This window comes from Haloarcula sp. Atlit-120R, assembly GCF_003665885.1.
In the GTDB taxonomy this organism is placed as follows: Archaea; Halobacteriota; Halobacteria; order Halobacteriales; family Haloarculaceae; genus Haloarcula; species Haloarcula taiwanensis.
Genome location: NZ_QPLN01000005.1, coordinates 45,770 through 58,785, shown reverse-complemented (window position 1 = coordinate 58,785; position 13,016 = coordinate 45,770). Strand labels below are relative to the sequence as shown.

Genomic DNA, 13,016 nt, shown 5'->3' with positions numbered 1-13,016 from the left:
TTGCTACGGCCATAGCCCGCGGGCGTTCATAGCGTCACCGATTCGCGAGAGCGCAACGATGTAGGCCGCCGTTCGCCACGTGACATCGCGGTCCTCGACTTCGGTCTGGAGCGCCTCCCATGCATCGAGCATTTCGGCTTCGAGTTCTTCGTTGACCTCCTCGCGGGACCAGCTCCGCCGGTTAATGTGCTGGAGCCATTCGAAGTAGCTCGCAGTGACGCCACCGGCGTTGGCGAGGATGTCTGGGATAACTGGGATGTCGCGCTCTTTGAACACAGCGTCGGCTGCTGTCGTTGTCGGCCCGTTCGCACCTTCGACGATAATGCTTGCCTGCACGTCCGCAGCGTTTTGTTTGGTCAATACGTTTCCGACCGCCGCGGGAATCAAGACATCGACATCGAGTTCCAGCAACTCGGCGTTGGATAGCTGACGCGGTGCGTCAACGTCCCCCAGCTGGCCGTGTTCGTCGCCGTCAGCGGGGGTTGATTCGACATCGAGGCCGGATTCATCGTAGATACCGCCGTCGACGTCGCTGACAGCGACGACGGATGCGCCCCAGGAATCGAGCAGACGTGCGGCGTTCGCGCCGACAGCACCGAAGCCCTGTACAGCGACGGTGGCACCGTCGACATTTCCGTCATAGTAGTCGAGCGCTTCGCGGGCGACGATGGCGACGCTTCGGCCGGGTGCCTCTTCACGGCCGTGTGTGCCGCCGACCGCTGTTGGTTTGCCGGTCACAATGCCGGGGACTGTCTCGCCTTCTTGCATCGAATACGCGTCCATGAACCAGGCGACGGTCTGCTCGTCGGTCCCCATGTCAGGTGCGGGGATGTCTTTCGTCGGCCCGACGACTTCGCGTAGTTCCTCAGCGAACCGGCGGGTCAGTTGCTCGGTTTCCTGTGCAGTGAGCGTCGACGGGTCGACGACGATTCCGCCCTTCGCACCGCCGAAGGGAAGGTCCATCACCGCACACTTCCACGTCATCAACATCGCCAGCGCCGTACACTCCTCTGCGGAGACGCTCGGGTGGTATCGCATACCGCCCTTGTACGGGCCTCTAACCTCGAAATGCTGGACGCGATACCCGTTAAACACCTCGACACTCCCGTCGGCTCGGCGGATCGGGACAGATACCTCGACGGTTTTCGATGGATGGCGGAGCTGCTCAAGCAGCCCCTCGGAAAGGTCGAGGTGTTCGGCCGCCCGCTCCAGTTGGCGGCGGGCAGTCGCGATTGGCGATTCGTCCTCATCTGGCGCTTGCTCTGGTGGCTCCGTCTGTGTGCTCATGAGTGTTTGTGGGTTCGGCGGTGCGTACGCCCACTCGATTCGGGACCAACGGGGCGAGTACGCTGCGTTGTTCAGCTGCCGGTTCCGTCCTGACTGTCAGCATCCAATGGCTGGAGTGAGACAGTGTATCGGCATCAATACCGGTATTGTTAATAAATATTTGGGAGTGTCTCCGGAGCAAACTATTTGAAAATAGCAAAACCAATCGAAGACTCTCGTGAGAAGTGCTTGCGGGATTATGGGCCAAACTCTCGCTGTCTATGCGGAAGATTTCGCAAAATCGAACTTGGTATATTCAATAGAAAAAGCGACACTGAGCCGATAAAAGTGGACATGACCGCGAAGATATCGACGCGTGTGTGCTGTGATCTAATCTACGTACCGAAGAGAGGGTGGATAGACTTTTTGACCAAATCAAAAATAAACAGAGCACGGCGGTGGCAGACTCCCGTCCATGAGCATACCACCTAGATTCCCCTGTGAGACGCCGGAGACAGCCTGTAGGCCTGCTGTCGGGCTGGAGACGCCCATCCAAGGGTCTTCCTAACGGTGGTACGACTGTTATTGTGGTTCAGTCACCGGGAGAATCGCTCCGTTCCGCAGTCACAGTCGGACAGCAGAGATTTGAGGTATCCAAATCCCGGAGACTGAACGCCGTTGTTGGGTAGCGGTCGTCGCCGACACAGAGCGACAGGTGTCAGACACCGCGATTATGTGCCGCGGTCGAACGACGTCATTTCGAGATTGACTTCGATGAGGTTCGCAGCTTCCATCACCATCTCGGGGATCTCAGTGTCGAAGCGGGCTCCTTTCAGACGGCTGGTCGGTGCAGTCACACTGACCGCGCCGACGACGGTCCCATCGTTGTCCAGTATCGGCGCACCGACTGCCCGGAGACCGCGGATTTCTTCCTCGTCGTTCGTCGCGTATCCCCGCTCCCGGATGGTCTCTAGCTCGTCGCAGAGCGTCTCTCGGTCCGTAATCGTGTGCTGTGTCTGTCGTGAGAGCCCTTCTCGGTCGATAATTCTCTTGACACGCTCGTCTGGGAGACACGAGAGGATCGCCTTCCCAGACGCGCTGTCGTGGAGATGCTGTGGTGCTTCCCGCAGCTGGAGGTGATAGTCCATCCCGACGGCATGCTCCCCTCGCCGCTCGTAGATGGCGACTTCGCGCCCGTCGTTCTCAACGACCAGATGGACGTACTCGCCGGATTTGTCCGCCAGCTTGTCCACTTCCTCTTGGCCGGCGGTATAGAGTTCCGTCTCGTTTCGGACGTGTTCACCCATCGTGACGAACCGAAAGCCAAGCTGGTACGTGTCGTCGTCCTTCGAGAGAAAGCCGCAGTCGGTCAGCGTCGCAAGATACGTGTGAAGCGTTCCCTGGGAGAGTTCGATTCGCTCGCTCAACTCCTGCAACGTCGCGCTATGTGACTCCTGAACAGCTTCAATAATCTCACAGGCGTTCTCCACGGACTGTATCCGTCGGCCCGTGTTTTGTGTGTCGGCGTCGTCGGTCATTACCCGAGTAGAGTTGCCGTCATTATTTAAAAACCCGGATGTGAGCGATGTGCGGCCAGAGCAATCGCTCAGCCGCTACCAACTGACTGGACGACAGGACCGGAATGTATCGAAATGTGTATCCCTGGGAATATGGATCTAAATGAGATTTTTCTATCTTATTATGCCGAGTTTATATAGATATAATTCAATACCACTAACGAATACAGCATTACTATTTCAAAAATCCGTGTTACGGATTTACTGGTGCATATTTGGTCGTATATGGACGTACTCAGATATACCTGCCGGAAAACTAGATAACTCATGCCAGTTCACCGAGGCGCCTGGTATTCTATGAGGATTGAAAATACCAATATATCGAAACCGCACGATGGCCCCGGCAACGACGCCAGGACTATATAAATAGCCGTCCGGAACAGAGCGGTGTTGTCCGGTAACTAAAACACTTATTGTTGTTACCAGACGATACACTAGCATGGCAACGACGCCTGCGCAGGACGGCGCGCAGTGGTTCCTGCACACATGGCGAGACCACATCCTCGAGCCGGTAGAGACGGCTCTCACTGTGCTTGACGAGGAGCATACTGAACTTGCCGCCGAGCAGGCTGGTCTCGAAGAATTCCTGCAGCGCCTCCGCGCCCTCGACCCCGTTGAACAGCCCTCCTCCCCCGTCGGTCCGCGAAGCCGACAACCCGAACCCGACCCCGTCAAAGCGCTACGAGACGCTTACACCGACACGGTGCTAGCTGTCGACCACTACGAGTCAGTGTACGATGAATCGCTGGTCGAAAACGTCGCGATCGAGTTTGGACAGGACTACGCAGCACTATTTCACCCTGAGACGAACGTCGGATTTTCCCCGCCGCTCAAACGGTCACTCGTAGCTGCGGCTGAGCAAGCAATCGACGAACGGACGTCGCTGGACCGCGCTGTCAAAATCGAACAAGAATCGATACAGGAGTACCACGGCAGTCTGCAGGAGATTATTGAGACACTCGACAGTACGGTCGTGCCCGAGTGGTATCGTGAAACGTTCCAGAGCGACATTGCTGCGATTTTACAGGATCGGCAGGATCAACTCCACTCTAGCGTTCACCGGTTCGAAACACACGAGTTCTGCACGTATATGTACGAAGACCAACTCTGGACGTATCCGGTGTTGACCAGTCTCGCACGGCTACAAGAGTCTGTGGACAGTTGAACGAAGGCGGTGCCTACAGCAGACCGTGTCACCGAAGCGCGGTGCATCCGACGCCGGCACCCACCACCCACCCCGGAGAGTACGGAGACGATTGCACAGTTGTTGTACTCTGCGGCGATGTTCGCGAGTAGTCACCATTCACTATTTACCGACGAACATATTCGCCCCACTTCCTGCGAAATGAGAGTGCGGGTCCCTATATATACAGGTAGGTCTTCGAGTTGCAGCCGTGAGCTACCATGGAAACACGTAGAACATTCGTTCGCGGTCTGGCTCTCGCGGCTGGAGTCACACTAGCTGGCTGTTCATCGGGCGGCGGGTCCGACAGTGGCAGTGACGGCGACTCGGGTAGCGGCGGTGACGGCGCAGACGGCGGTGAGACCGAGTCCGGCGACGGCGGGAGCGGCTCCGAGTGGGCCGAGACAAGTACTGTCGAAATGACGGACGGACTGGCATACGAGCCAAAGAAAATCAAGGTCGAGGCAGGGACGACAGTCACGTTCGAGAACGTCGGTAGCATCGGCCACACGGTGACGGCCTATGAGGACAAGATTCCCGATGGCGCGGATTACTTCGCCTCCGGTGGGTTCGACTCCCTGCAGGCCGCGAAGGACGGCTACAGCAACGGGCAGAAAGGAAATATCCCGAAAGGCGAGAGCTACGAGGTCACGCTGGAGACGACCGGAACGTACGAGTACTACTGCATCCCCCACGAGATGAACGGGATGGTCGGCACAATCAAGGTGGTCTGATATGAGTGAAAACGAGACTCCCCGCGACCCGAACGAAGTCCTCGAAGAATACGAAGAAACGCTCGACTCGGTACTGGCTGATGTCGAGTCCCCGGATGAAACGACTGCGGACGACGACATCTCACTGGGACTACCCGGCCTCTCACTCGGCCGCCGGGACTTCATGAAGGCCGGCGTGGCCGCTGGCGCGATGGGCTCCGTCGCCGGCTGTTCGGCGCTGACTGGCGGCGGCGGCAGCGCCGGCAGCCAGTCGACGCCCTCTGGCAGCGGCGCGAGCCACACGGTCGAACCGGGCGAACACGACGAATACTACGGCTTCTGGTCCGGCGGCCACTCCGGCGAACTGCGGGTCATCGGCATCCCGTCGATGCGCGAACTCACCCGCATTCCGGTGTTTAACACCGACTGTGCGTCGGGCTATGGTTTCACCGATGATACCAAGGAACTGCTCGAAGAGAGCGGCGGCTACTCCTGGGGTGACAACCACCACCCGAACCTCTCGGAGACAGACGGGGACTACGACGGCGAGTACCTGTACGTCAACGACAAGGCGAACGGTCGCATCGCCCGCGTGAACCTCACGTACTTCGAGACGGACGCCATCACGGACGTGCCGAACATGCAGGCCATCCACGGCTGCTGTGTCCTCTCGCCGGACACGAAGTACGTGCTCGGCAACGGCGAGTTCCGCGCGCCGCTGCCCAACGACGGGACCGACGCCAAGAACCCGGACAACTACACGTCGCTGTTCGTCGCCGTCGACCCCGAGTCGATGGAGACCCAGTGGCAGGTCAAGGTCGACGGCAACCTCGACATCGTCGACACCGGCAAAGAGGGTCGGTGGGCCATCTCCTCGGCGTACAACAGCGAGGAGGCCACCGACATTCAGGGCATGACGAAGGACGACCGGGACAACGTCAAGGCCTTCGACATCCCGGCCATCGAGCAGGCCGTCGAGAACGGCAACTACGAGGAGGTAAACGGCATCCCGGTCGTCGACGGAACCCAGAGCAGTTCGCTCAATCAGGGCGACCGCCCAATCGTGAAGTACATCCCGACGCCGAAAAGCCCCCACTGCGTCGAGGTCGGACCCAACGGCGACTACGCCTTCGTCGCGGGGAAGCTCTCGCCGACGGTGACGATGATCGACTTGGAGGCACTGGCCGATTCCTCCGACCCGGAGGACGTCGTCGCCGGGCGACCGCGCGTCGGACTCGGCCCGCTGCACACTACTTTCGACGGCAACGGCCACGCCTACACGTCGCTGTTCATCGACTCGCAGGCCGTCAAGTGGGATATTCAGGCCGCCGTCGAGGCCGAGGAGGGGTCAGAAGACCCCATCATCGAGAAACAGGATGTCCACTACAACCCGGGCCACATCCAGGCGCTGGAGGCGATGACGACCGATCCCGACGGCGAGTGGCTCGTCAGTCTCAACAAGCTCTCGAAAGACCGGTTCCTTCCGGTCGGCCCGATTATGCCCGACAACGACCAGCTCATCCACATCGGGCAGGGCGAGGCGGAGATGGAACTGGTCGCGGACCACCCGGCCTACCCCGAGCCACACGACTGCGTCTTCGCCCACAAGGACAAGATAGACGCGAAGAAGGTCTACGACAAGGCCGACTACGAAGAGACCTACATCACCGAGGAGGACTCCGGCGTCGAGCGCACGGGCGAGAACAGCGTCCACGTCAAGATGACGACCAAGCGCTCGGAGTTCGGCCTGCCGGACTTCACGGTCCAGGAGGGCGACGAGGTGAAACTGTCCACGACCAACATCGAGGGCGTGCAGGACATCATCCACGGCGTCGCCATCCCCGAACACGACATCAACTACGCCGTGGCCCCACAGGACACCCGCGAGGTCACGTTCACGGCTGACGACCCTGGCGTGTACTGGATCTACTGCACGTACTTCTGTAGCGCCCTGCACTTAGAGATGCGCAGCCGGATGATCGTCGAACCGGCGGAGGGGTAAGTCACGATTCACCTCGGAGGTGTCCAGCCATGCAACGACCCACCCTTGACGACTTCCGCGAGATCAGGCGGGGCCTCCCCGTGGTAGCGGCGCTGCTGTTCGTCGCGGCGCTCGCGTTCCCGATGTGGCGCATCAGCGTTGATGCGGTGCAGTACCCGAGCACGACGCTCCGCGTCTCTCTGTACGCCTACCCGCACCTGGCCGGGGATTTCACCGAGATGGCGCGACTGAACCACTACGTCGGGTTCTACTTCCCCGACCCGGTGTTAGTCGAGCCCAACTTCCCCGTTGAGGAGAACGCCATCGACGTGCCCGAGTGGGCGCTGGGTCCGGTGGCGTTCATTGGCGTGTCGCTGCTGTCGGTGTTCGTCGCTGTCGCACCGACTACCGAGAAACTCAAACGCGGCCTGAAATACCAGTTCGGCGGCACCGTGTTGGTGTTCACCGTGATGCTGGCCGATATCCAGTACCGCCTCTGGCAGGCTGGTCACACGCTCGACCCCGGAGCGCCGGTGATGGGCGTCGACGGCTTCACGCCGCCACTGTGGGGGCAGTACCAGGTCGCCAATATCACCAGCGTCTCCCGGTTCGGCCTCGGCGCATACATGGCCGCCACAGCTGTTGGACTGCTTGCGGTTTCGTACTACTACCGCGATCAGGCCGCGACGTTCAGCGAACTCCCGGCCCGATTCCGTAGCGGGCTCACCGGGCTTCCCGACGCCGTTCGGGACCGTGACGGCGACACCGACGACGAGGGAGACGCCCCGCACCGCCCGACGACCACTGCGGCTGAACCAAACCACCCGGAAACACACTCATGATCCCACTGTCCCACGATTCCGAGCGTGTGTTCGCCATCGGGACCGCAGCCCTGCTCGTGCTGTCGGTCGTCGCTGTCGGGATGGCCAGCGCCGGCGAAGCCGACAGCGCCCGCGACAGCCTCAACTTCGACCCCGACGTGCCTGACACCGACTCGTTCACCGCCCCATCGGCCGAGGGGACCGCGATGGTCGACGGCGAGACCTACGACAGCGCGCAGGCGGCGGTCGATGCCGCGAGCCCCGGCGATACCGTCACGCTCGACGGTCGCTTTGACGAGACGCTCGTCGTGACAACGCCGAACGTCACGCTGGCCGGGAGCGGTCCCGGATCGGCGCTGCTACACGGCGACGGCGACGGCGATGTGCTCGCCGTCGAAGCACGGGGCGTCTCCGTGACGGGCCTCTGGGTCCGAAACAGCGGCTACAGTACCGCCGACAACGACGCCGCGATATTCGTCAACGCAAGCGAGGTCTCCGTCCGCGACAGCCGCGTGACCGACATGACCTTCGGTATCTGGCTCAACGGCGTCGACGACACCGAGATACGGAGCAACACCATCGTCGGCCGCGAGGAGATACGGCAGTTGACCAAGCGTGGCAACGGTATCCAGATATGGAAGACCGAGGACAGCGTCATCCGGAACAACGACATCACCACCGTCCGGGACGGACTCTACTTCAACTGGGCGAAAGACGTCAACGCCAGCGAGAACACGATGTGGGACCTCCGGTACGGGGTCCACTACATGTACTCGGACGACTCGAACCTGCGGAACAACACCGCCTTCGACAACGACGTCGGGTACGCGCTGATGGTGTCGAAACACCTCGTCATCAAGGACAACGTGGCGGTGAACAACAGCGGGCAGTCCGGCCACGGGATCCTCGTCAAGAGCATCGACGACACGGACATCCGCGGCAACCACCTCGTCAACAACGAGAACGGGCTGTTTGTCTACAACTCCGTCAGCAACCGCATCGTCGATAACCTCGTCGTCGGTAACGATATCGGCGTCCATATCGCCGCAGGGAGTACCGACGGCACCGTGACCGAGAACAGTTTTATCCGCAACGACAGGCCGGTCCTTGCGGTCATGAGCGACCAGGTCCACTGGAACGAGAGCGTCGGGAACTACTGGTCCCAGGCGAACCCGACCGACATCGACGACGACGGCGTCGGCGACACGCGCTACCAGCCAGCCGGGACCGTCCAGCAGGTCACCGCCGAGAAGCCCGCCGCGCGAGTGTTCGCAAGCAGTCCGGCCTTTGATGCCGTTCGGCTGGCCGAGTCGTCCGTGCCGGTCGTCCAGTCGCCCGGCGTGGTCGACGCCCGTCCGCTCACCGAACCGCCCCACGAGGACTGGAGGAAATACTATGAACGTGATTGAAGTCGACGACGTATCGAAAGCCTACGGCGACGTGCAGGCGCTCGACGGACTGAATCTCTCGGTCGAACAGGGGACGACCCTCGGCGTGTTCGGCACGAACGGTGCCGGCAAGACGACGCTGTTCAAGCTACTCGTCGGGCTGAACCGGCCTGACGATGGCAGCGTCTCCGTCGCCGGCGCGGACCCGACCGGCGGTACCACCGTCCGCGAGCGGGTGCGCTACCTGCCGGAACACGCCGGCTTCCCGCCGAGCCTGACCGGACGCGAGATACTCCGCTTCCACGCCCGGATGCGCTCGGTACCACGGGAAGACCGGAGCCACCACGTCGAGCGCATCCTGCACACCGTGGGACTCGCAGACGCCGCGGACCGCCGCGTCGGCGGCTACTCCAACGGGATGAACCGACGGCTCGGCCTCGGCACTGCGCTCGTCGGCGAGCCGGCCGTGCTGATCCTCGACGAACCGACCGCGGGACTCGACCCCGACGGTATCCGGGCGTTCCACGAGGTTGTGGAGTCGCTGGCGGCGGAGACCGACGTGACTATCGTCTTCTCCTCGCACGCGCTCGGGGAGATTCAGCGGCTCTGCTCGGAGGCGGTCATCATCGCGGACGGACAGGTAGCGACTGCGGGGCCGGTCGAAGAGCTTCGCCGCGCCGCCGCCGACGAGGTGACAGTGTCGCTGTCGCTCACGTCTGAGGCGGCTGCGAGCGACGTGGCAGGCATGCTTCGAGACTACGAGGGTGCGTCGAGTGTCAGCCGCGGCGGCGTCGACCTGACTGTCACCACCGCCCCCACCGACGCCTACGACCTCCTGACGGCCGTCGGCGACAAGTACGATATCGACCGTTTCGAGGTCCGCGAACCGGGTCTCGAAGCCGCATTCCACGAGGTCGTCGGGGCGGCCGACGGCGACGAGCGCACCGGTTCCGACAGCACTGCGGCTGCGGCCGCCGAGGACTCGGGAGGCGAGCCGGCATGATGGGAGACGACTCCTCGACAGATCCGACACCCGACGGCGGCGTCGTCGCGGCCGACGCTCCGGGTACCCGGCTGCACGATGGCGGTACCGAGGGAAGCACGACCACAGACGCTGCCGACGAATCGGCGTTCGCCCGACTTGCCGACAGCAGCCTGTTCACCATCGCGCGCCGTGAGTACCGGCTGGCCGTCCGGAGCCGATGGGCGCTCGGCGTGGCGCTACTGTTCGGCCTCTTTACCACCGCCGTCGTCCAGTTCGGGGCGAGTTCAGTCGGCCCGGGTCGCTTCGACGCGGTCATTGCGACCATCGCGGAACTCGGCGTCTACCTCGTCCCCCTGGCCGCGCTGGCGGTCGGTTACGACGCCATCGTCGGGGCCGACGAGCGCGGCTCGCTCGAACTCCTGCTCGCGCTCCCGGTGACGAAAGGCCGTGTCGTCGTCGGCACTGCCATCGGCCGGGCGGCGGTGCTGTCCGGCGCGATGTTGCTCGGCTTCGTTCCCGGCGCACTGTTGACCGTTCGCTATCTCGGTCTCGCCAGCGTCGGCCAGTACGCGGCCGTCGCCCTCGCCGCGGTCCTGACCGCCTGCGCGATGCTCGGCGTCGCGGTACTGGTCTCGACGGTCGCACGGACGAAAACACACGCACTCGGTGCCGCGCTGGCCATCTGGCTGTGGGTCGCGCTGTTGCACGACCTGGTCGCGCTGGGGGCCGTCGCTGGGTTCGACCTCGGGTCCGGCGCTATCGCCGCGGCGATACTGCTCAACCCGGTGGACTGCTTCCGCGTGCTCGCGCTCTCGCAGGTGGACGTGGTCGCCGGCGGCTTCGGCAGCGTGCTTGCACAGGCCGGGCTGACTACGCCGATGGTCGCCGCGGGGCTCCTAGCGTGGGTCGTCGTGCCCGTCGGCGTCGCGGCAAAACTCATCGAGCGGCGGCGTCTCTGAGACGACGGCGTCTCAGACCGATTGCAGCGCCGTCTCTTCGGGGTCTTCGAACAGACTGGCGACCTGTTCCGTCGTCTCGGTACGCTCGTGGGCGTTCTCCAGCAGCACGGTCTCACTGGGGAACAGCCGCTCGCCGAGTTCGAGGCCGTGATCGCGTGCAGTCGACCCCGTGACAGTAAGGTAGACACCGATACCAGTCGCCGCAATGTCTTCTTCTTCCTCGCCGCCTTCGGTGGGATACGTAAAGGAGACACCATCGAGTGCGCTCGTCCCGAGGACGGCTTCGACGAGCCGTTCGTACCGCGGTGAGATACACAGGTCGCCCTCGTAGTTGGTGACGAAGGCCCGGTCGAGAGGACCGTCCTGTGCATCGATGACATCCGGCGTCGCAAGCAGCGTGTGGTACACTGTATCGCCCAGCCCGGTTACGACCCGTACGTCCGTATCAAGCGGGTCGATACGGTCGTTGATTTCGTGGATGGCGGTCAGCGGGTCGTCCCGAAGCTGGACGACTTCTTCGAGTACGAGGTCGGCGCTGTCGAATCCGAGCGCGAATTCATGAGTCCGGAGCGCCCGGAACGGCTCCTCGCGGCCGACCAGTTGGACATCACCGTACGCTGTCGGAATTGTGACGCTGTCGAAGACGATCCGTCGAGGCATCCCGTCGCGGTCGTCACGGAGCAGCGTGTACTCCGGCCTGTATGGCTCATCAAGCGAGGAGTAGTCGCTGATGCGATGGTACACGTCGGCGACCGCGTCTTGGTTGCCCTTGGTGACAGCCTTCTCGTAGCGAAGCGTCGAGATGATATCGTCGACCAGCTCGGTCGTCCCTGTGCGCCCGGCGAGTCGCTCCAGCACTGCTTCGAGGGGCCGGCCTTTGCGCGGCACAGCCACTCTCGTCGTCGTCATTATGCAGGCACAGACGGGGGACCGGTAAAACGAGTTCGGTTAATCGCCGCCGCCGATAACCGACGACAGCTGTTCGCGCCACTGTTTGAGTTCCTCTATTTCCGATTCGGTTTCGTCGATCCGGTCGGCGAGGTCACCGTCGTCGATTTCCGCGCGGACGGTTTCGATGTCGTCTTCGAGGTCGTCGAGCTGCCCTTCGACACTCTCGACTTCCTCGGAGAGGTCGTCGACCTGATCGGAGGCAGACGTGGCTGTCTTCGTCGCCGACTGGACTTCGTCCTGGAAATCCTCAAGAGCCGCTTCGAAGGAGTCGAGACGCTCGCCGAACTCCTGGATCATGTCCTCGCCGGTACCGTTCTCTTCGAGGAACTCTTCGAGCGCGTCGGTGTACGCACGGAGGTCCGCGACGTCGCTCTGGATGCGCTGGATCCGGGCGTCGTTGACGCCGCCGGTGTTACCGTCGTCTTCATCTTCGGAGACGGCGTCAAGCGCACGCTTGAGTAGCTTCACGTCTTCCGGGGAGACGTTCTGATCCCGGATTTCCTGTGCCATCGTCGCGACAACAGCGCCGGATTGGACCTCGGAGTCTGCCGGTGCAGCGTTGCTCGCTTCGGGGGCTTCGACGCCTGAATCCGGGTTGTTCGGGTCCGAGAGGTCGAGGGTCTCGATGTCTTCGTCGTCATCGTCTTCGAGGCCGGGAACGCTGTCGGCGTCACCGGCGATGACGTCCCGAACAGCCTCGTCGCCGCCACCGACGAGGTCTTCCTCGTCCTCGTCTAGAGGCGGATTCACACGCTCGATGTCGGGTTCTGTCAGGAACTTCTCGACGTCGTCAGTTCCCGTCGCACGAATACCGTAGACGGTCGTGTAGTCGGCTTCCGGTTCGAGTTCCTTTTCGAAGGCGATCCGGTCTTCGTTGATGTCCCAGTACTCACTGCCGTACTCGGGGTGAAAGCCCAGGTCTTCGACGGCGACATCCGCCGGCACGGTGTCGACCAGCCTGACTGTCACCGGAACGGACCGTCGCGACGTGAGATTAAATGCTATGGCGGGCACGGGAAACTCGTCCGCCTCGAACCGCTTGGTCACTGTCACGCCATCTGCGGCGACAGTGACTTCATCGTAGGCTTGCGAATTGCTCATGGTCTGTATGGTCTCAGCAATAGTATTAAAGGTACGTACCTGACCAACATTTACGCCTTTTTTCTACAACCTATCAGTTAATATAATCTAT

Annotated in this window: 11 protein-coding genes; 7 read left to right on the top strand and 4 right to left on the bottom strand. The window is 62.1% G+C overall.

Annotated elements, in window-relative coordinates:
* Window positions 1-3: 3 nt before the first annotated feature.
* Together gdhB and DVK01_RS16930 are read right to left on the bottom strand one after the other, a co-directional pair.
* A complete protein-coding gene (gdhB, locus tag DVK01_RS16935; protein ID WP_121537673.1) occupies window positions 4-1,287 on the bottom strand; it encodes a glutamate dehydrogenase GdhB in 1,284 nt (427 codons plus the stop codon).
* A 710-nt stretch (window positions 1,288-1,997) separates the two neighbouring features.
* A complete protein-coding gene (locus DVK01_RS16930) occupies window positions 1,998-2,804 on the bottom strand; it encodes an IclR family transcriptional regulator (protein ID WP_101349842.1) in 807 nt (268 codons plus the stop codon).
* Between the two features lie 478 nt (window positions 2,805-3,282).
* On the opposite strand from DVK01_RS16930, the gene DVK01_RS16925 reads away from it, so the two are divergent.
* From DVK01_RS16925 to DVK01_RS16895, 7 genes are all read left to right on the top strand, one after another.
* A complete protein-coding gene (locus DVK01_RS16925; RefSeq protein ID WP_121537671.1) occupies window positions 3,283-4,008 on the top strand; it encodes a hypothetical protein in 726 nt (241 codons plus the stop codon).
* Between the two features lie 239 nt (window positions 4,009-4,247).
* Window positions 4,248-4,760: a plastocyanin/azurin family copper-binding protein gene (locus DVK01_RS16920; protein ID WP_101349840.1), complete on the top strand. Its 513-nt coding sequence runs from the start codon at window positions 4,248-4,250 to the stop codon at window positions 4,758-4,760.
* A gap of 1 nt (window position 4,761) precedes the next feature.
* Complete coding sequence (nosZ, locus tag DVK01_RS16915) at window positions 4,762-6,741, top strand: TAT-dependent nitrous-oxide reductase (protein WP_121512467.1); 1,980 nt, start codon at window positions 4,762-4,764, stop codon at window positions 6,739-6,741.
* 29 nt (window positions 6,742-6,770) lie between these two features.
* Window positions 6,771-7,562, top strand: a complete 792-nt coding sequence (locus DVK01_RS16910; RefSeq protein ID WP_101349838.1) for a hypothetical protein — start codon at window positions 6,771-6,773, stop codon at window positions 7,560-7,562.
* Window positions 7,559-8,950 carry a nitrous oxide reductase family maturation protein NosD gene (gene nosD / locus DVK01_RS16905; RefSeq protein ID WP_121537669.1) on the top strand — a complete coding sequence of 464 codons (1,392 nt, stop codon included), beginning with the start codon at window positions 7,559-7,561 and terminating at the stop codon, window positions 8,948-8,950. Before DVK01_RS16910 ends, nosD begins: the two co-directional genes overlap by 4 nt.
* Window positions 8,937-9,932, top strand: coding sequence for an ABC transporter ATP-binding protein (locus DVK01_RS16900; RefSeq protein ID WP_101349836.1), 996 nt, complete (start codon window positions 8,937-8,939; stop codon window positions 9,930-9,932). Before nosD ends, DVK01_RS16900 begins: the two co-directional genes overlap by 14 nt.
* On the top strand, window positions 9,929-10,873 hold the full coding sequence (locus DVK01_RS16895) for an ABC transporter permease (RefSeq protein ID WP_101349835.1): 945 nt from the start codon (window positions 9,929-9,931) through the stop codon (window positions 10,871-10,873). Before DVK01_RS16900 ends, DVK01_RS16895 begins: the two co-directional genes overlap by 4 nt.
* Before the next feature lie 12 nt (window positions 10,874-10,885).
* Here the strand turns inward: DVK01_RS16895 and DVK01_RS16890 are convergent, their stop codons facing one another.
* Entirely contained in the window at window positions 10,886-11,782 is an 897-nt protein-coding gene (locus DVK01_RS16890) for a hypothetical protein (RefSeq protein WP_101349834.1), read from the bottom strand.
* A gap of 39 nt (window positions 11,783-11,821) precedes the next feature.
* Window positions 11,822-12,925: a hypothetical protein gene (locus DVK01_RS16885; RefSeq protein ID WP_121537667.1), complete on the bottom strand. Its 1,104-nt coding sequence runs from the start codon at window positions 12,923-12,925 to the stop codon at window positions 11,822-11,824.
* Window positions 12,926-13,016 lie beyond the last annotated feature (91 nt).

What these genes read in the sequence shown, in the direction of transcription:
- gdhB (WP_121537673.1), bottom strand. Translation starts at nt 1,287, where the DNA reads ATGAGCACACAGACGGAGCCACCAGAGCAAGCGCCAGATGAGGACGAA.
- DVK01_RS16930 (WP_101349842.1), bottom strand. Translation starts at nt 2,804, where the DNA reads ATGACCGACGACGCCGACACACAAAACACGGGCCGACGGATACAGTCC.
- DVK01_RS16925 (WP_121537671.1), top strand. Translation starts at nt 3,283, where the DNA reads ATGGCAACGACGCCTGCGCAGGACGGCGCGCAGTGGTTCCTGCACACA.
- DVK01_RS16920 (WP_101349840.1), top strand. Translation starts at nt 4,248, where the DNA reads ATGGAAACACGTAGAACATTCGTTCGCGGTCTGGCTCTCGCGGCTGGA.
- nosZ (WP_121512467.1), top strand. Translation starts at nt 4,762, where the DNA reads ATGAGTGAAAACGAGACTCCCCGCGACCCGAACGAAGTCCTCGAAGAA.
- DVK01_RS16910 (WP_101349838.1), top strand. Translation starts at nt 6,771, where the DNA reads ATGCAACGACCCACCCTTGACGACTTCCGCGAGATCAGGCGGGGCCTC.
- nosD (WP_121537669.1), top strand. Translation starts at nt 7,559, where the DNA reads ATGATCCCACTGTCCCACGATTCCGAGCGTGTGTTCGCCATCGGGACC.
- DVK01_RS16900 (WP_101349836.1), top strand. Translation starts at nt 8,937, where the DNA reads ATGAACGTGATTGAAGTCGACGACGTATCGAAAGCCTACGGCGACGTG.
- DVK01_RS16895 (WP_101349835.1), top strand. Translation starts at nt 9,929, where the DNA reads ATGATGGGAGACGACTCCTCGACAGATCCGACACCCGACGGCGGCGTC.
- DVK01_RS16890 (WP_101349834.1), bottom strand. Translation starts at nt 11,782, where the DNA reads ATGACGACGACGAGAGTGGCTGTGCCGCGCAAAGGCCGGCCCCTCGAA.
- DVK01_RS16885 (WP_121537667.1), bottom strand. Translation starts at nt 12,925, where the DNA reads ATGAGCAATTCGCAAGCCTACGATGAAGTCACTGTCGCCGCAGATGGC.